At 44.9% G+C, this 16,573-nt stretch carries 23 protein-coding genes; 9 read left to right on the top strand and 14 right to left on the bottom strand.

The window, feature by feature from the left end:
* Positions 1 to 258: 258 nt before the first annotated feature.
* The 8 genes from E0496_RS07275 to E0496_RS35520 all read right to left on the bottom strand — a co-directional run bounded on the left by E0496_RS07275 (position 259) and on the right by E0496_RS35520 (position 8,065).
* Positions 259 to 462 carry an Acb2/Tad1 domain-containing protein gene (locus E0496_RS07275; protein ID WP_141500955.1) on the bottom strand — a complete coding sequence of 68 codons (204 nt, stop codon included), beginning with the start codon at positions 460 to 462 and terminating at the stop codon, positions 259 to 261.
* Positions 463 to 1,131: 669 nt separating this feature from the next.
* Positions 1,132 to 1,536, bottom strand: coding sequence for a helix-turn-helix domain-containing protein (locus E0496_RS07270; protein WP_141500954.1), 405 nt, complete (start codon positions 1,534 to 1,536; stop codon positions 1,132 to 1,134).
* 360 nt (positions 1,537 to 1,896) lie between these two features.
* Positions 1,897 to 2,337, bottom strand: coding sequence for a helix-turn-helix domain-containing protein (locus E0496_RS07265; protein ID WP_141500953.1), 441 nt, complete (start codon positions 2,335 to 2,337; stop codon positions 1,897 to 1,899).
* A 32-nt stretch (positions 2,338 to 2,369) separates the two neighbouring features.
* The gene (locus tag E0496_RS35525) at positions 2,370 to 2,540 is read right to left on the bottom strand and encodes a DUF5659 domain-containing protein (protein WP_161601334.1); all 171 of its coding nucleotides are present in this window, start codon (positions 2,538 to 2,540) and stop codon (positions 2,370 to 2,372) included.
* A complete protein-coding gene (locus E0496_RS07260; protein WP_141500952.1) occupies positions 2,533 to 3,033 on the bottom strand; it encodes a hypothetical protein in 501 nt (166 codons plus the stop codon). The genes E0496_RS35525 and E0496_RS07260 overlap by 8 nt, the downstream gene beginning before the upstream one ends.
* A gap of 395 nt (positions 3,034 to 3,428) precedes the next feature.
* Entirely contained in the window at positions 3,429 to 5,981 is a 2,553-nt protein-coding gene (locus tag E0496_RS07255) for an RNA dependent RNA polymerase (protein ID WP_141500951.1), read from the bottom strand.
* A 234-nt stretch (positions 5,982 to 6,215) separates the two neighbouring features.
* The gene (locus tag E0496_RS07250) at positions 6,216 to 7,076 is read right to left on the bottom strand and encodes a phage antirepressor (protein ID WP_141500950.1); all 861 of its coding nucleotides are present in this window, start codon (positions 7,074 to 7,076) and stop codon (positions 6,216 to 6,218) included.
* Between the two features lie 59 nt (positions 7,077 to 7,135).
* Complete coding sequence (locus E0496_RS35520) at positions 7,136 to 8,065, bottom strand: DnaJ domain-containing protein (RefSeq protein ID WP_161601333.1); 930 nt, start codon at positions 8,063 to 8,065, stop codon at positions 7,136 to 7,138.
* Positions 8,066 to 8,911: 846 nt separating this feature from the next.
* On the opposite strand from E0496_RS35520, the gene E0496_RS07240 reads away from it, so the two are divergent.
* The 3 genes from E0496_RS07240 to E0496_RS07230 all read left to right on the top strand — a co-directional run bounded on the left by E0496_RS07240 (position 8,912) and on the right by E0496_RS07230 (position 10,298).
* Positions 8,912 to 9,109, top strand: a complete 198-nt coding sequence (locus E0496_RS07240; RefSeq protein WP_141500949.1) for a type II toxin-antitoxin system HicA family toxin — start codon at positions 8,912 to 8,914, stop codon at positions 9,107 to 9,109.
* A gap of 57 nt (positions 9,110 to 9,166) precedes the next feature.
* Positions 9,167 to 9,577, top strand: a complete 411-nt coding sequence (locus E0496_RS07235; protein ID WP_141500948.1) for a type II toxin-antitoxin system HicB family antitoxin — start codon at positions 9,167 to 9,169, stop codon at positions 9,575 to 9,577.
* A gap of 397 nt (positions 9,578 to 9,974) precedes the next feature.
* Entirely contained in the window at positions 9,975 to 10,298 is a 324-nt protein-coding gene (locus E0496_RS07230) for a hypothetical protein (protein ID WP_206669730.1), read from the top strand.
* A gap of 105 nt (positions 10,299 to 10,403) precedes the next feature.
* Here the strand turns inward: E0496_RS07230 and E0496_RS07225 are convergent, their stop codons facing one another.
* The 5 genes from E0496_RS07225 to E0496_RS36120 form a co-directional block, all read right to left on the bottom strand.
* Positions 10,404 to 10,709: a hypothetical protein gene (locus E0496_RS07225; RefSeq protein WP_141500946.1), complete on the bottom strand. Its 306-nt coding sequence runs from the start codon at positions 10,707 to 10,709 to the stop codon at positions 10,404 to 10,406.
* Between the two features lie 346 nt (positions 10,710 to 11,055).
* On the bottom strand, positions 11,056 to 11,388 hold the full coding sequence (locus tag E0496_RS07220; protein WP_141500945.1) for a hypothetical protein: 333 nt from the start codon (positions 11,386 to 11,388) through the stop codon (positions 11,056 to 11,058).
* Positions 11,382 to 11,564: a hypothetical protein gene (locus E0496_RS07215; RefSeq protein ID WP_141500944.1), complete on the bottom strand. Its 183-nt coding sequence runs from the start codon at positions 11,562 to 11,564 to the stop codon at positions 11,382 to 11,384. Before E0496_RS07215 ends, E0496_RS07220 begins: the two co-directional genes overlap by 7 nt.
* Positions 11,564 to 11,851: a hypothetical protein gene (locus E0496_RS07210; protein WP_141500943.1), complete on the bottom strand. Its 288-nt coding sequence runs from the start codon at positions 11,849 to 11,851 to the stop codon at positions 11,564 to 11,566. Before E0496_RS07210 ends, E0496_RS07215 begins: the two co-directional genes overlap by 1 nt.
* Complete coding sequence (locus E0496_RS36120; protein WP_206669729.1) at positions 11,848 to 11,985, bottom strand: hypothetical protein; 138 nt, start codon at positions 11,983 to 11,985, stop codon at positions 11,848 to 11,850. Before E0496_RS36120 ends, E0496_RS07210 begins: the two co-directional genes overlap by 4 nt.
* Here E0496_RS36120 and E0496_RS36115 point away from each other — a divergent pair.
* From E0496_RS36115 to E0496_RS07195, 3 genes are all read left to right on the top strand, one after another.
* A complete protein-coding gene (locus E0496_RS36115; protein ID WP_206669728.1) occupies positions 11,984 to 12,139 on the top strand; it encodes a hypothetical protein in 156 nt (51 codons plus the stop codon). The two genes, E0496_RS36120 and E0496_RS36115, sit on opposite strands and share 2 nt — an antisense overlap.
* Positions 12,140 to 12,332: 193 nt before the next feature.
* Positions 12,333 to 12,587, top strand: coding sequence for a helix-turn-helix domain-containing protein (locus tag E0496_RS07200; RefSeq protein ID WP_241674625.1), 255 nt, complete (start codon positions 12,333 to 12,335; stop codon positions 12,585 to 12,587).
* Between the two features lie 53 nt (positions 12,588 to 12,640).
* The gene (locus tag E0496_RS07195) at positions 12,641 to 13,789 is read left to right on the top strand and encodes a DUF4062 domain-containing protein (RefSeq protein WP_141500940.1); all 1,149 of its coding nucleotides are present in this window, start codon (positions 12,641 to 12,643) and stop codon (positions 13,787 to 13,789) included.
* A 223-nt stretch (positions 13,790 to 14,012) separates the two neighbouring features.
* On the opposite strand, the gene E0496_RS07190 is transcribed toward E0496_RS07195, so the two are convergent.
* Entirely contained in the window at positions 14,013 to 14,558 is a 546-nt protein-coding gene (locus E0496_RS07190) for a hypothetical protein (RefSeq protein ID WP_141500939.1), read from the bottom strand.
* Positions 14,559 to 14,859: 301 nt separating this feature from the next.
* On the opposite strand from E0496_RS07190, the gene E0496_RS07185 reads away from it, so the two are divergent.
* The 3 genes from E0496_RS07185 to E0496_RS07175 all read left to right on the top strand — a co-directional run bounded on the left by E0496_RS07185 (position 14,860) and on the right by E0496_RS07175 (position 16,292).
* Positions 14,860 to 15,168 (top strand): hypothetical protein, encoded by a 309-nt coding sequence (locus E0496_RS07185; RefSeq protein ID WP_141500938.1) that lies wholly within the window; start codon positions 14,860 to 14,862, stop codon positions 15,166 to 15,168.
* A 243-nt stretch (positions 15,169 to 15,411) separates the two neighbouring features.
* Positions 15,412 to 15,861, top strand: a complete 450-nt coding sequence (locus E0496_RS07180) for a hypothetical protein (RefSeq protein WP_141500937.1) — start codon at positions 15,412 to 15,414, stop codon at positions 15,859 to 15,861.
* An 89-nt stretch (positions 15,862 to 15,950) separates the two neighbouring features.
* Complete coding sequence (locus E0496_RS07175; RefSeq protein ID WP_141500936.1) at positions 15,951 to 16,292, top strand: YolD-like family protein; 342 nt, start codon at positions 15,951 to 15,953, stop codon at positions 16,290 to 16,292.
* Positions 16,293 to 16,573: the final 281 nt, after the last annotated feature.

Genomic DNA, 16,573 nt, shown 5'->3' with positions numbered 1-16,573 from the left:
GGTCGTCCGGATAAGCGGCAATATCCGTTAAATCAACCGTATCGATGACGCTGCGAAGCCGTTGTATGTGCGCCTCGCGTTCCGGATGCTTCAGCCATTTACCGTTGAGCCACGCGATAATTACCGCCTCCTTTCGTTTTAGCGTGGTTTTGACGGCAAATAAGCGTTCTATTACCGTAAGGGTACGAATACACCCAGCGGACGATAGAACGCCTAAATTGACGTGGAAAATACGTAATGTTATCGTATCTACTTACGTTATTTACGTGCGATAGCAGCGTTCGCCCACATAACGGACTCCTCTAACTTCGTCATGGCTACGGATTTTTCACGCGAGCTGGGCGCTAATTCATCGTATAGATACGCGAGCTCCTTCGCTTTACTGCGTAAGGTTTCGTATTTCTCCGCTTGCCCGTCTTTCGGCGCGTGATAGCGGAAGTTATTCTCGATAGTCTCGTTCATATGCGTTCCCCTTTCGGAAAGTCAAACGTTAATTTTGATACGCGGATTATCTCCGCACCTAACCGCGGCCGCCGCGCAGGCCCCCTTGGGGGTTTCGTACTTCACCGCACGAAATCGTCGGGCGCTCCCATTCGCTTCATTACGTTAAAGCGACGACGCGAGCTTCGTAAAATTCCGTATAACTCGCTTTATCGCGCTAAAGTGCCCGCCGGTGCATAAATATGCATAAAATCGCACTCATTTCCGGGAAATAATCGTTTCTCAACGGAATGAGAATGGCGTAACCACGCGGGTTCTGGCGTTATGCATAATCGCTGCATAAACGAAGCCTCTACGCGCTACCACACGGCCTCTAAGAACCGCATAACGGCGCGGTTTGTGGCGGGTGTAAAGGTCCGGTACTTTACGTCAAAATACGGCATTTGTGAACATGTCTGCGCGTCCTTATGCATAAATATTCATCGGTTAATATCGTATAAAACGCTTGACAACGGTCGGTTTACGTGATTCATACGCAAATGAAATAATGCTTGACATCGCGTTCAATGCGTGATTCGAACGCTGAAAAATTACGAAGAGGCACGCGCCAGGAAGCGCTAGCGGGTAAAAATGGCCACTACGAAAGAATCCGAAGTCGCTCCGTACGCGTTTCTTCATATAATAGCGCTACTAATCGTCAATTTCGGATGATTCCGCTTCTTCACGCTTCTGTAAAGCCGCTATACGTTCTCGCAACGCGTCTACATCGGTAACAGCGCCGTCCTTCGTCTCTACTTCGATCTTATCCGTCAACATTCCGCTAACCTGTAGCGCTAGTTTCGCCATCGCGGCATTACGATCCGCTATTGCTATATCCGTCAATGACGCTACTAGTTCCGGTAGCCGGGCGTCGTTACTGCGCCTTACAGCACGTTTATACTCCGCATCGAACGTAGCGTCCTTGCGCCAGTTTTCGAGCGTACGCGCTGTTACACCGCATATAGCCGCGATCTCTTCATACGTCTTTCCGCCTTTTCGTGGTAGCGCTAACCACTCGATGGCTACCGATTGATCAGACGTTAGCCTCTTCGTCATATTACGTTCACCTCCGTTTGTATTTACGTACGTTCACGAACGGCTTTGAAGCCATACGGGAACATAAGAAAAGACTCAACGCAGGATCATTATGATCCAACGCGAGTCTAAATGATAAGTACCAGCTTCGGCTGCGCCTCATTGTCCGCGTCAAATTCCTACGCGTCCAAACTGTTACATGAGGACGATTTCTTTTATCTGACGAAATGTCGCTAGGAACGGTTTATGTGACGACGCGGTATGTTTTGTATATCTTTATACGTATATCTTTATCGCGTAGATCTATATACGTCACTAAAACGGTGATAGGCGGATCACTGTTTCGGGGATAGCTCGATCACTAAAACGGTGATTTGACCGCTATAACCACGCCGTAAACTTCGCTATATGGTCCGGTACTTCGTCCGGTTCGGCACGTTTTGGCCGCGCTCCTCTTGAAGCAAATTGCGCCGACCTGCGCTCATAATACTCGCGAGCTTCTTCATATTTGCCGTAGAACTCCGCTTCATTATCGATCGGAGGATGAATAAAATACATATCGTTGCCTAACGTTGGGTGCCTCTTAGTCGTTATCAAACGGTATTTTCTTAATACTCGCTTATATGTGACGACCTGGTTAATACCGCAGTTTAACGCATGTGCGATATCGTCCGTCGAAGGGAATGCGTACCCGTAGTTGCGGTTTAACCTGGCGCAGAGGTACACGTACAACAAAGCGTGGTCTGCCTTGAAGTCCGGTAGCCGCGTGTACAGCGTAAATATAGCGTTTGGGACTTTCGTAAAATTCCGGTCTGTGCTCAATCACTCCACGCTCCTACTCCATAGTGGACCGCTTACTTGGCGTTATAGTCATCCAGTGTACTCTTTACTTCCTCGCTTTTTTCGAACAGCCAAAATCGACCGCCTGACCGCTCGTTCACGCCTACGCAAATATAGCGGATGCCTTTCGCGCGCAAGAAATGAAACATCGTCGGCGAATAACAGTACAAGTAAGCGTTAGTCATTGAGATTACCTCCATTACCATACAAATTGATCGTATGCAGCCAAGGGTCGTCCCACTTGCGCTTCTCACCTTTCTCCGTTACTACGTGAGATTTGAAGATCGCGCTAACCTTCTGCAATGAATCCCAGCGTCCGATTGCACTCATCGTCATTAACGGAAGCTTGCTGATAATCTCACGCGCCTCCTTCTTCGTTTTAGCGAAAACAAGGCGGTACTCTTTGAACGTTGTAATGTAGCTATACGCATTCTTCTCGTTCAATGATAAGGATTTAGTTTGCGTTATATCGAATAGCACGTCCGTAAAAATCTGACGCACACTGTTTTTGTTTAAGTTGTATGTTCGCTTCGGAAATGTTTGCCGGCTTAGTACGATTACCATTTTCTCGATGAATCGTCCAAATGCTTCGTCTGATAATGAGCGTGCCGTAGCGAGATCTACCTCGCGTTTTATGAACTCTTCCGTAATTAATAAAAATTCCTGATATCTATTCACTCCAACATCGCCTCCAAAGAAGAATTACACGCTAGTTTACTATTCTTTCGTAAGTAGTTCGGGCATTTCCTCAATCTCTGTCACGATTGAATCTTCTCGAATAACGGTTACTATTCCGTGTTTGTCTACTGTATATTTCACGCAGAAATCCCTCCCGTAGACGGCACCGCTTGACACGACACTGTCAATGTGATAAATTTATATTGGATATTTATATCTACCCAATAAAAAAGAAGGAGAGCTACCTCTGTAAAGTGGTTCATTAGGTTAATTCTCTCCCTTTATCACCATTAACGAAAAGAGCCGGAAACCCTTACTACGTATGGCTTCTCGGTAATTTTGGCGTGTGATTTTTCACGTCCACCTGCGAAAAGCCCCGTCCTATGCGGATTCTGCTACGAACTCGCGGCAACATCGCACCTTCTTTCTCGTTGCATTCGAAGCCTCTTGCGCTCTCTTGTACGCGTTTGGTGGCAGCCGTGGCAACGGATTTGACGCTGCTTGATTAACTCCGTACGCTCCCCGCAGTCAGCGCACAGGATAAAACCATCTTCGAGTCTGTCCTCGATATTGTTCCTTAAATTTCTCACGATTACATCGCCGAAACTGGACCATAGCGTCGTTTTGAAACTGCTTACTTTCTCGACGTATAGGTATTTTATTAGCACGTCTACCACGTAGTCTAAGTGCTCATTGACTGCGAGTAGCTGATTCCGGATATTAACGTACATGAACGTGCTATCTTTGCCGTCGATCGTCTCGTGAGACATCGAATACTTGCGTGTATCCAGCTCCTTATATTTTTCTATAATCGCTTCGGCGCTATCTGATCTAAGCGTGACGCGTTTATTTCGCATTAATTGTTGATAGTTGAAATTGCCGAGGTTCGCCGCGCTGAAGTTTATCCGCTTATTTGGAATTAGCGTTCGCAACCGGTTAACTGCCGATCGAGTAACTGGCGCTACCTTCTCAACCTCCTTTCCTTTCACATATCTGAAGAAATACGGTACTTTAGTGCGTGTATACTCCTGGATCATCGATTTAATCCCGGTTGGTAAGATTGGTTTGTAAAGCGTTTTGGCATAGTCGATTACGAAGTTATTAATACAGCAGAGTATCTTAACTGCGTCTAGGTTGAAGCTAGAGCTGTTCCAAACCTTCGCGATATTATTGCTGACTTCTCCTATGTTTCCGCCAGTATGCGCCGCGTGAAGACCGTTAAACGTGCTTTCACCGTTAAGGAGTTCGGTCGTGGCCGTTTTCATTTCGTAATGTAGCGGTACGATACCTTTCATATGGCGCTCAGCTACCGATACTAACGTTTGATCACGGATTACAAGCGCCTTATCACCGTCGCAATCGAACATGAGTAGCTTACTTATAGGATCGTGGCAACTCGTATAGATTCCGCGAGTCTTAAACCATCGTTTCGTTTCGTCACTTACCGAATTCACCCGGATCGCGTGTTCGCGATACAAATGTGGGCTCCGAAGACAGTCTAGTTTGATACCTCCTCCGTAGACGCTGCACGATACCTCTCCGTCAGCTAAAAGACCTTTAGGTTGCTTGCAACCTAAAAATAACCACTCGCAGAAGGCGTATAGATCAGGGATGATATACGTATAAACCCCGTCAATTTCAAACTTTCCTGCGCGAGCCCTCGTGACCGTGCTTTTTTTTATGGCTTTGAGTTGCTGGCGGCTGTATTCGTCGGCAAGTAGTTCCGGATACAGTTCAAGCGCCTGTTGATAGTAACCTTTTCGTTTGTTTGCGGACGTAACTCCCATCAATTTAAGCATTGTGGCACGGTCGCTGCCGATACTGACGATATCTCTTGCCGTTTGCGTAGTTAACCGCCTCAACTCTGTGTCAGTCATATCTGTAAGAGTCTGCAACATCTGATAATTCGATTTCGCCTGCGCAAACTCTTCAGGTTCTTCAGCACACTTAGCGGCCTGGCAGCCGTATTGTTTGAAATTTTCCGTGTACTGTTGCCAGCTTTCGTAAAACTTCCACATCTTGAATTGACTCTTTGTAAATATAACTTCGATCTCATCCTTGACGATATCCCACTCTCTGCCATAGATATCTTTTACGACACGTGTCCCGTTCTCTTGTGCAAACTTGTCGAACGGGAATGGTACGAGGAGTCCCTTCACCCACGGCATCCTGACCATAAAGCTTTTTCTGCTTTTGCGAGGTAAGATCATGCCGCAGCCGTCCGTGTGATTAATTTTAACCGGCATTACTTGTCGCGTAATCTCGAACGATTCGCAATCGATATGATCAACGAGACTCTTCACGGGAAACTCCATATCGTCGACTACGATAGCTCTATCAATTCGAAAATTTCGCCATGGTTCGGTCGCGGAATTAGACAACGCTAAATAAGCGAGATATTTATTCGTATTCGTGCCGCCCTTTGCGTTAATCATATCGACACTGAGCCCCGCAGTTAGCGAGCCTTCATGTTCAAGCCAAGCACTTTCGCGAATGAATACGGTCTTATGCTCGCGAATCTGTCCGGCACTGGCGGTTAAGCACACGTACTTTTCGTTTTGGTAGATAAAACCGTTCAAGATCAGAGAACGGAGCACACTTTGAAAATATGTCTCTACCACTATCAACTCCTTTGTGACCTCCGCAGGCTCAATACCTAGCGTACGGGTCAACGCGGATTCAAATAGAGAAATAACCGCCCTATCCGTCATACGTTCCTCGCGTAGATGCCTGACGCTACTGTCCGTGTCGAAATACGTGCGTAGGAGCGCTTGTGACCTACGCAGACTCGCGCGGATGGTCCGTGCCTGTTCTTTATCGGTAGCGGCCTTTTTCGCCCGCTTTAGCGCTTTTATCTCTGTATGAAGGGTAACCTCCTCTTCAGTATAGAATGCTGACGTATCCACGTTGTACACGAACACCTGCTTTGATAGGTATCTTTGCGCCATTTGTCCTTTCCCGCCTTTCTTCAGCCTATGTTAAGAGCAAGTTAGTTCCGGACTGTAATCTGAAACGAGTTGTTCACAGCGACGCTCGCCAGCTGCCTGTGTATTCTCTGCGTATTCCAAAATCGCATCATCATAATCCTCCTCTTCTTCTTCTTCTTAGCGGGCCGACACGCCAGAGAGGCGCCTTATAAGTGTGCTTTACGCCTCCCGTGCCGTTCTATCTGCGCGTATGGATTATCTACTCATCGGCTGTTGTATTACTACTAGCTTGCGCGGTCGTTGGCTTTGTGGCGAACGTCGCTTAGTCCGCTCCAACATAGCTCTTGCTGCGTTCCCCTCTCCGTTCGGTTGTACGTCGATATCCGCCAGTAGTTCGTGGATAAATAACCGCCCTTTCTGTGTCCACTTCGTAAATACGAATGAGCCCTTATCGCCGCGGGTACCAGTTTTGGACTCCGTGTACCCCTTGCGTATATGAACTGACTTTAATACCCATTGACCGCCTGTTTTGTACTGGACCCCTTCTTTCTTTAGTATTTGATTGAGCAAATCTGCGGTAAGTCCGTAGTCTTTCGCAATCTGCCCGACAGTTAGCGAATCGTGCGATGCGAGAATGCGTTCGTAGTACGATATTTTCGGAGCCTGCTCGGTCAGCAACGTAACCTGTCGCTGTGTTTCGAGTTCCAGCGCCAGCCGCGCCTCTTCTTCCTCAATCCAACGCTTAGCGCGTGCAACTCGATCCTCGATCGCGTAAGAAGGAACGGCGAGGGCGTTGTAGCCGCCTGTTTTACGGATTGACGGAAGAACCTCGGAAGTGACCCAACGCTTGAACGCGCGGGCTTGCGGTTTGCGACTACCGAGGATTAAAGAGTATAAACCGGACTCACTTACGGCTGAAAAATTCCGTCCCTGGCTGCCATCATTTAAAATGACATCAGCCTTCTCGTCAGCATCTAGTCGCGTTAATGCTTGTCCTACGTTGTTCACTTCTAGAACTGTACAAACATCTTTCGCAATAAACCACGGCTCGCCCTCTACCAATACCGTCCTTACTTCGTTGCCTTCGTAATTAAACAGTTGTTGTAGCTGATTCATTCGTAATCCCTCCACGATTCATATTTTGGTTTATATTAAGCGGCGACTTACCGCGTATTTTAATAGCCGTCCTGATACGCTTCCCATGCCGCGTTAACGATTTTAAATAGTAATTCAGAGCCGCCCTTATCCGGATGAACCTTCTGAACCAACGCACGGTACTTCCTCTTAACATCCGCATCGCTGTCGCCGTCCCAAACGCCTAGTATTTCGTAGGGATCGATAGTAAGACCGCTTAGCGGTTGCTTATTCGCCGGCTTCTTATATTTACGGATGATATCGGATGCTTTCTTCCCGCCGTCTACGTCCGCTAGGATTTCGGTGTAGTTTTCGGCGAATAAACGACCGGATAGTTTCGATGCTACGTTTAACATTGCGTTCATTTCAACGCTCTCTAGATCGGCGACTCTTAACGCAGCCGCCAGCGGCATTCCGTACAAGATATCGCGCTTGTCCTGATCGAGTGTGAGCGAATCAAAACGGTTCGTTGGTGGTTGAGTCTTCTCGGCCGCGGCTGGCTTCGGTTGTTTCGGTTTTACTAGTCCTACGCGCTCCCGTTCAAAACGCACAACTTCCCGAATCTCCTCCTTCGTCATCAGGCTTACGGTTTTCTGCTCTCCGGACGAAGGGACGGTGTGCTCACACGCGAGGAATTCGGATATATTTATTTCGGGTGGCAGCGAAGCTAACTCGAACATTTTTGACGCACTCAAAAGCGCAGCCAGCGGCACATTTCCGAATTGTTCAAAAGCCTTCACGTAACTCTGTGCCGTTCTTTTCGCAATCCCCACACGTTTGAGCCACGGAATCCATTCTCCGTGTTTCGTATGGTTCTCTTTTACGAACACTAGCCGCCTACCTATTTCTAACACCGCGTTGCCTGTTGTTTTATCCGCCGCGTTGATCACGCATAGAAATTCAGCTAATTCCGCTTCAATTTCCGGCAAGCTAGTCGAAAATACATGCGAGGTGCGTTTCTGAGTTTTCACAACGGTTCCTCCTTTACGTTATTTCTCGCCGGTCGCCGACGAATCCGCACCCTATACGTTATTAACGCTGGCCGATCGCGTTTCGTACATTCGCTGTATACTTACATAGTCGTTTTTCAACCTGTGTCTCGCACAACTTCCCGTAAACTTTTTAATGACACTGTATTATTCGGACACACTTTTGCTCTCGCACATTTTTCCGCTTTTACTTTATTGACGACGGCCGATTTCGTATCGCACATATTGGGACGTATACTGGTATATACCGAACGCCGAATCGTTCTTGCACAAATCTTTTGCAGTTACTTTATTAACGCCAGCCGATTTGAATTCGCACATATCAGCGAGGATTTATTTCGGCTCATACTCTATTTATCTACGACGTATTGCGAAATTGGTACATACGTTAATACAAATCGCATATAGCTTTTCGCACACGCTGGCGCAAATTTGTTCGATGATATCGTATTATCTGCGGTAACCTCGACGGTTCGCACACTCTAGAGGGATTTATTTCGGCTTATACGTGTTTAGTCGTTTGCGGACGTAGATCTGTACACTTCGACGTAAAATTATCCGCTGATACTATAGATCCCCCAACTTCGGGAGGATTGGACACAACTTATCGTCTAAATATGGATGTTATGTGAGTGTAAAGAGGGACTTTTGATATCGCACAACTCCTATTGGGAAATCGAGCTGCGTGTCTATTCTATTTACACGCTCACTTACCCGCAAATCGGGACATTCGGCATTGAAATATACGGTAACACGTGTAATAATACGTAAAATAATTATTTACACGTACTTTAATACGTGTTATTATATTAATGAGAGGAGGGCGCTATGAACTTAAAAGGTAAATCATCAAAAGACATGGTAAAATTGATTGAAGCAAATGGTTGGTTCTTAGTACATACCGTAGGCGATCATCGACAGTACAAACACAAAACTAAGCCGGGTAAAGTAACCATCCCACACCCAAACAAAGATATACCGATTAAAACAGTAAAAAGTATCTTGAAGCAGGCGGGGCTTTTATAGCCCCTCTCTTCCTCAAATAAATAAGTGCCAAATAAAGTACTCTAAGGACGTGATTAAATGAAAGACCGGTACGTTTATCCCGCGATATTCGATTACGCTGACGACGGTATCTCCGTAGAATTCCCGGACCTGCCAGGCGCGCTTACTTGCGGCGACACAGACGAAGATGCATTACGTATGGCTCGCGAATGTATGGCGCTGCATCTGTACGGTATGGAGACGGACAATGACGATATTCCGCAGCCTACGCGCACGATTGACGTTAAGTTAGACGCGAATCAAGCCGTTGTACTCATCGACGTATGGATGCCGCCCTTCCGTGACCAAATGGCGGAGAAAGCCGTAAAGAAGACGCTAACGATTCCGAAATGGCTCGATGAGATTGCGGTCGAGAATAACGTTAACTTCTCGCGCGTACTTCAGGACGGATTAAAGGCGCATCTCGGCGTAACAGAACGTAAGAAATAACGAAAACAAACGTATGGCCCGTCATTTGGCGGGCTTTTTCGCGTCTAAACGGAGGAAAATTACGCCAACATGTCGAATAATTTCCGTTGAGGTGACGAAGAAATACGCAGGATTACGAGATGTTAAAAATACGCCATAAGCGGTTTATAAGAGCTAATTGTATATTCGTATATGCGAAACAAGGAGGATACTGAATGGCGTGGCTAAACGTCGATAAGATAACAAAGACTGCGACAGTACATCGAGACAACTGCGCATGGGTTAAGCCGGACACTAAGCACCAAAAGAACGGCGAGTGGCATTACTGTGTGACAGAAGATGAAACATTTGAGTCTGCGCAAGGATTAAGCGGTTATAACGTAAAAGGTTGCGGACATTGCATGCGTTACTAAGTAAAGTGATCATTATTACAACACCTAACAATCATCAATTTACTAATAACAAAAAAGGAGATAATAGCTTGAAAAATTTTATACTAGCAATCAAAGTATTTATACCTCTTTCCCCCTATTTATTAAAGACAGTATTTTATGCAGTTATCGCGATTACCACTTATTATCAAATTGAGTATAAGGAACTAAAGGCTCCAGACGACATTCTCGCTTTAGTCGATGGACCATTAGGAAGAGCAGCAGTTTCGGTAGCTGTTGTTGAGACTTTACACAATCTATTTACTTTTGGTAAAAAATTAAGAAAAAAGATGGTTCCAGATTCCCACTGATAATCAAAAAATTATTGAAACTACGAACAAACGTTCCCGTAATACATAATATAAAACGCTCGACCGCGGTCCTACCCGAAGCCGAGCGCGCAATGTACATAAATCTCAAACAGCGTCAGCCAACGGTTCCTGCGCTTGCTTAGCCGCCCATAACGCGAATACTAACGATTCTCGCGGCAGCGTAGACAAGTCGGCACCGAACCCAGGTATAACAATGTCCGATATCAGACCACAGTCGATATACGTACCGACTTCTTCATCAGACGGTTTAACGCGAATGAAGTAAATTGTATTGCTAACGCAAATAGTTACCGCAATATCTGGCGCAATTAAGTACCCGTGCTCCACCGAACATTCAATTGTCTGCGTAGCAGACTCCTCGTAGTAATAAAAAATTTGAATTTGTTCCATACTTCGCAACACTCCTCGTAATAAAATAGTAACGCCGCCTACCCGTTGTTCTTATTGGCGTAAGGAACGGATAGACGGCGAGAGTAAAGCACGATTGCGTTTGCCGCCACAACCGTATAAAGCCGTTCGCATGGAAGAAGAAGGCGCCTTCTTTTCGATCCAATCGTTGCCGCGAGTGGTACGAACGTAAAGCGATGCCGCTGAGCTGTTAGCGCAGAACAGCGGACAAACAAAAATAACGGAATAACGCAATGTGGGAGCATAGGTTATCCGCGACAAGGGATGTCGGTTTAAACTACACCCCTTCGTTTCGGCCGGTTACCATCCGGCACTTGTTCAAGCGGAATCATAAATCGAACTCAATTTCGAAGCTCTGCCCCAGGAGAACGTCAATCAAAAACCGCCAGCCGCTCATATTTGCCAGTAACGCGACAATCCTATTTACGGCAGCCTCCGCGTCCTCGACGTTCAACGCGAGCCTATAGCCGGCTTGCTCTGCGGTATAAAGCGTTGGGTATCCGTCAACAACACGCGCCGGTTGCATCCATAGTTCTCGATCAGCTCCGACATACATAACGTAGCCATCGTCGACAAGAAAGCCGAGCTCCATAACATACTCTGTGCCGGTTCGGTTTCCGCTATCATCGTAGGGCCCGTGAATCAGCGCGACCTTCAGCATACGCCTGCCTCCTTTTTGATGCGATTATACAGTGCGACTTTATATGCGAATAAGCGGGCCGATCGAGTGGAAGACAGTTTCTTAATAGGCCGACCGCGGAGAATATCGAAACGAGCCTCGCTGTAATCGTTCGCTTTGCGCAAATAGTAAGCCATACGATGAATTGTCGTCTTCATTAGGCCGCCTCCCTCTGCGCTGGCTCAAAGCCCATCAACGCGAGCTCGTCCGCAGTAAAGACATATACGCCGGCGATTTCGGCCGTAGACTTGCCTGTTATTCTCCTGAACAAGACGGGATCGACTCGAACTTCTCTTCCGTCGTAGATAACGTTATAGCAGCTGGTCCGTCGACTACGCATATAGCCGGCTTGATGCCGCCGAGGTCCGATCGTAAGCGTGACCGTTCCGTCGAATTCGCCAGTTGCGAAATTGAATATGCGAAAGTTGTACGTCGTTGTTTTCATCGCGAAATTAGACCCCCTACGAAGCCGGACACTACTTCGGCCAAAAGAGTACCGATAATGCGGGCGATTAAGCGTCCTTTAGGTGTACGGCGGCGAATTTGCGGATTAGGCGCTGACTGTAACGCGAGTATCATGAACGGTCACCTCCTCGCGGGAAGGCATAACGCCGAGCATGCGGAGTTGAACGTGGTCGATCGAAGTGCTGCCGAGAACGGTACGCGGATGGAGTTCGAGCAGATTGCGGAAGAACGTGGCTTGTACGACCAGGCTGCAGCCCGAATCAAGTAATGTGATATGTGCGAGACGATCCGGCGTGATTACATAGCGGATATCGAATTGTTTTTGCATAATGAAACCTCCTAATTAATTTAACGTATAATGTTTATCGTCTATTGATTAACGTCAGTATATAACGCCTAATGATAAACGTCAACCAGTAATTTTCAAACGATTAACAATACGCTATAATTAGTGTTGTGGGGTGAGGACGTTGGCTATTCGAATAAAGCTAGAAGAAACACTTGAATTACATAAAATCACAAAAAACGCGTTGGCACGTGAAGCAAAAGTACGTCCTAACCTCATATATGATATGTGTGAGGGCAAGACGAGACGGGTGGATTTAGATACACTTAGTAAAATAATCGATACACTGAGTCAATTAACAGGTGAAGCACTCGCGATTACAAACATCTTAGAGTACACTAGAGACGAAAAAATAACCGCGGACCAATAGTATTTGGACGCGGTTTTGTTTTATTTTTAAATTAGACGATAGGAGATATAACTGTGAAAAAAAAATTACAAATTTTTATATCATCTACCTTTCTTGACTTACAAGAAGAACGACAAGCCGCGGTAGAAGCTGTTTTAAAAGCTGGTCATATTCCCGCTGGCATGGAGTTATTTAAACCTGCGGATGAATCACAAAAAGAGACAATATCAAAATGGATAAAAGAATCTGACGTATATCTATTAATCCTGGGTGGAAGATACGGCGCAATTGAACCGTCTTCAAAAAAAAGTTATACCCATTGGGAATATGACCTCGCGGGAGAAATTGGAATACCGCGCTTTTCCCTGGTTATATCTGAAACCGCACTTCAAGAAAAAGTTAAAGGGTATCTAGGTCAAAATGCACTAGAAATGGAAAATCAAAGGTTGTACAGTACTTTTAAAAAAAATGTACTTACCAAAATATCTAGCTTTTTTGACGATGTAAAAGATATTAAGCTAGGTATCATCGGTACCTTAAGTGACTATGCAAATGATAAGAAATTAGCTGGATGGATTTCAGGTAGGGATATTAAAGATATTAATGAGTTAAACAAAACCGTTGTAGAATTAATTAACGAAAATAGTAAGTTAAAGACCGAAATATCTATACTAAAACAAGTTAAACAAAAACCGGATATATTGCCATATGATTTAGGTGAAGTGGACTTTGAAGAAAGAACTGAAAAAATACTAACTGTTTTAAATGCTGTGAAGTCCGATAGATATCAACAAAACTACATCTCCTGGTGGATTCCTGACGATTCAGAAGGTAACGAAGACAACGAATCACTTGGAAAAGACTTTACGTTTCCTTTACCGGAAAATGAATTTAGTTCATTTGGATCTTATTTAATTACTGATTCAGATGGTACTTATACTAAACTAATGATTATTACCATATTAGATACTTCCGAAGATGTCCAAGCAAGGTTTGGTGATATTCGTGTTATGTTAAACACTTTCAGCTCAGCAGAAGGAGTACCAATTAGGTTTATCCTTGCTCTTCCAGGCGAGCATAATGAGTTGCAAGACAAAGCCGACGTATTTTTAAAGAAAGTCAAAAAAGTTGTTGCGTTTGCGGATGATGAATTAATAGGAATAGAAATATGGGACAGTAATGTATTAAACACTTTTGAAGAAGAACTCGGATTTAAAGTATAAAATCCGATAATATTTAAAAACGAGAGTTCAAGTCAGTTTTTCTTGCGTAGAAGTAGATCTTGATGTTGAATCTGATTTATTCTGAGAAATCTCAAGGCCAAGAACCGGTAGTTCCTTAGGAAACCGTTATATTGTCCTGTACGTGAATATTCTATTTATTGCGGATAAATGTCAAATAGAAAACGGTCACCTTACGCCGCAATGACGTAGTGTGACCGTTTTCTTATTCGTATTCGCCTTGTGTTACTACTAATACCGTCCCATTACCACCAGGACCAACGTCGTGTACTTCTACGCGATGATATCCGTCTACTCCTCTACCCGTTGCAGATAACTGCCCAGCTTCGTCCAATTCGATCGGCTCAATTCCGACACTTGTAAGCATCGCGGAACGATCGTCCTTACTGTATTCACCGGATATGAAGTTAACGCGAATCCAGCGAGCTCCGTTTTTGGCGAATAATATTTCCACGCGACCAACTTCGGCGCCCTCTTCGTCATCCAACATCGCGGAGTAATAATTCTTTGTGACAGGCGTTTTCATCTTGTCCGGACCCATTGCGAAATCGAAAGTTTCAGAGAATAACGGCTCACCAAGTATAGATACAACTTCTTCCGGTGTCTTGTCTGCGACGTCGCGTGCGTTAACAAATGACTCCATACCTGGAACACTGTATACGACTTGCGTACTTACAAGCGCATTCTCATAGTTATTACCACAAGCAGTTAACAACGTAAACGCAGCCAGCACAAATATTATCTTTTTCATTGAAAAGTCTCCCCCCTATCTTGTATACAACGCGCATTGTTTATTTTCGCAGATATTGGAAATAAGCACAATAATATCGAAAACTATGCACGCCGCGGTAGGCGAGTACCGTCAGAAGTGGTCGACGGTGATGTTAGATGGGATGGACGCGAAGGTGCTTACAGTTTCGGACTTATGACGAACGGAGCCCACTGATTACGGCAGGTTTTCGCTTCCCAATATGTGGATGAAAGTTTATACTATTAAGTAGTTAATCGGTCTTTAGTTAACTCATAAAAACAATACTTATGGAGGCATGTTAATGAAAGTGGTACAGGTATTATTATGGATTACCGGAATATGCGAAGGAATACTTGGAATTCCTGTACTCGGTGGTTTACTAGTTTTTATTTCTTCATGGTCGTTTTTAGTGTATATGTTATTTGCACATATAATAACGCTAGCCTTTTGTATATGGAAAAGAAAACCGTTCTACCCTTCAGTAATTGGTATAGGCGCATCTGCCCTCGGCTGGATTCCGTTCCTTGGCATGACACTTCATATTCTTGCTGCTGTGTTCTTAATTCGTAATGCGGTTATTGTAAACAAGAAAAGCCGCGGAGAAATATAATGAGGTATAAAGGATTCCGACGGCTAACCGCGCCCATTCATTTTTAAACTGCCGCAATCGATCAAACGCAGATACTTGCTTTTCAAGACGGTGAGCTTATAGGTAGTGGGCGTATCGTGGAAATTACGGAAGAAACGATAAAAATACGCGAGGAACGATTTATGATCGCTAATTGCACGTTTGTTGTGTACGCTAAAGAAACTGGAGGTGTTTAAAATTTCAGGGTTTAGCTGGGTTACGTTCGTGACAACAATATTCGGTGGTTTGATTCTATTCATTATAAGTCAGTTGTCCCTAAAAGTTATAATAGAGCCTATAGTCGAGTTGAAAAAGATTATCGGCAAGGTAGCACGTACGCTACTACTCTACTCAAACCAATATCATAACCCGGTCGAACTAACAGAAGAAAATCTAAACAATGACCGACTTACATCCGAAAGACAAAGAACAAGTTTAGAAATAAGAACAATGGCTGGTGAATTGTTAGGCGCTGTTCAAGTTATACCTGCCTATCAAATATTTTCCTTCCTAGGACTGGTTCCGAGCCTCAAAAGAATTAAAGAAGCAAGAGCGAGTTTGGTTGGTTTATCAAATTCTCTGTGGAAAACTAAAAGCAACGATAACGTATACGTACATATAATAGAAACTGAAAAAGAACTCATAAAATCACTTAGAATAAAAGCCTTTCGATGATTAACCACATCTATCCTACATTAGTTGAAAATTATTCGCGTTGACTAACGAACACGCGTTCGCATATAATTACGTTGAGGTGATCGCTTATGACAACGCAACGTAAAAAACTCGAAGGCAATGGGTTATGGGAATCTTCCCGCATGATGCTGCCGGAACATATCGTACGAATACGCGAATTTAACCATGATTTGCTGGCGAAAGAAAAGCCGGTACTGGACGCGGACGAGCTCGAAGTCCTTGAACGCGTGGTGTCGGCTTCCCTATCGGAGCGTACACCGATTACACTGCGCCTATACAACCGTTTTGAGGACCTCAACGTTATAGGAGTAGTCGAACGTATCGATACGCTTAAGCAGCGCGTTATGGTCGATGGAGAGTGGATTCAGATGGCGGATATACTCGGCGCCACACCTATACGCGAAGAATAAATATTGCGCTCACTGAACGAGTTTAAACGACTCGATCGGCGGGCGCTTTTTGTTTGCGTTGAGGCTTCGTTAGAGTTGCGTCGAGGATTCGTTTATGAATTAACGCGATAAATTTTTCGTAATCAACTTCCGATTATTAAGTTGTACTAACAACTAATAGGAGCTATTCCTGTAATGAAGTAATTTGAGCTTTGAATGAAAAATGCACCTCTAGTATACTGGGAGTCGTTCCGTCCAAAGAACAAACCCACATACGAAAAGAGGCGCACAATTGAAGTATA

The sequence above is a fragment of the Paenibacillus luteus genome, from assembly GCF_006542765.1.
Classification (GTDB): domain Bacteria; phylum Bacillota; class Bacilli; order Paenibacillales; family Paenibacillaceae; genus Pristimantibacillus; species Pristimantibacillus luteus.
This window is presented reverse-complemented; position numbering and strand designations above follow the sequence as displayed.

Bases quoted from the DNA above. Each gene is read 5' to 3' on its own strand.
- E0496_RS07250 (WP_141500950.1), bottom strand. From the start codon at position 7,076: ATGAATCAGCTACAACAACTGTTTAATTACGAAGGCAACGAAGTAAGG.
- E0496_RS07215 (WP_141500944.1), bottom strand. From the start codon at position 11,564: ATGAAGACGACAATTCATCGTATGGCTTACTATTTGCGCAAAGCGAAC.
- E0496_RS07185 (WP_141500938.1), top strand. From the start codon at position 14,860: ATGAAAGTGGTACAGGTATTATTATGGATTACCGGAATATGCGAAGGA.
- E0496_RS07175 (WP_141500936.1), top strand. From the start codon at position 15,951: ATGACAACGCAACGTAAAAAACTCGAAGGCAATGGGTTATGGGAATCT.
- E0496_RS07190 (WP_141500939.1), bottom strand. From the start codon at position 14,558: ATGAAAAAGATAATATTTGTGCTGGCTGCGTTTACGTTGTTAACTGCT.
- E0496_RS07275 (WP_141500955.1), bottom strand. From the start codon at position 462: ATGAACGAGACTATCGAGAATAACTTCCGCTATCACGCGCCGAAAGAC.
- E0496_RS07270 (WP_141500954.1), bottom strand. From the start codon at position 1,536: ATGACGAAGAGGCTAACGTCTGATCAATCGGTAGCCATCGAGTGGTTA.
- E0496_RS07240 (WP_141500949.1), top strand. From the start codon at position 8,912: ATGAACTTAAAAGGTAAATCATCAAAAGACATGGTAAAATTGATTGAA.
- E0496_RS07210 (WP_141500943.1), bottom strand. From the start codon at position 11,851: ATGAAAACAACGACGTACAACTTTCGCATATTCAATTTCGCAACTGGC.
- E0496_RS07225 (WP_141500946.1), bottom strand. From the start codon at position 10,709: ATGGAACAAATTCAAATTTTTTATTACTACGAGGAGTCTGCTACGCAG.
- E0496_RS36120 (WP_206669729.1), bottom strand. From the start codon at position 11,985: ATGATACTCGCGTTACAGTCAGCGCCTAATCCGCAAATTCGCCGCCGT.
- E0496_RS07255 (WP_141500951.1), bottom strand. From the start codon at position 5,981: ATGGCGCAAAGATACCTATCAAAGCAGGTGTTCGTGTACAACGTGGAT.
- E0496_RS36115 (WP_206669728.1), top strand. From the start codon at position 11,984: ATGAACGGTCACCTCCTCGCGGGAAGGCATAACGCCGAGCATGCGGAG.
- E0496_RS35525 (WP_161601334.1), bottom strand. From the start codon at position 2,540: ATGACTAACGCTTACTTGTACTGTTATTCGCCGACGATGTTTCATTTC.
- E0496_RS07235 (WP_141500948.1), top strand. From the start codon at position 9,167: ATGAAAGACCGGTACGTTTATCCCGCGATATTCGATTACGCTGACGAC.
- E0496_RS07220 (WP_141500945.1), bottom strand. From the start codon at position 11,388: ATGCTGAAGGTCGCGCTGATTCACGGGCCCTACGATGATAGCGGAAAC.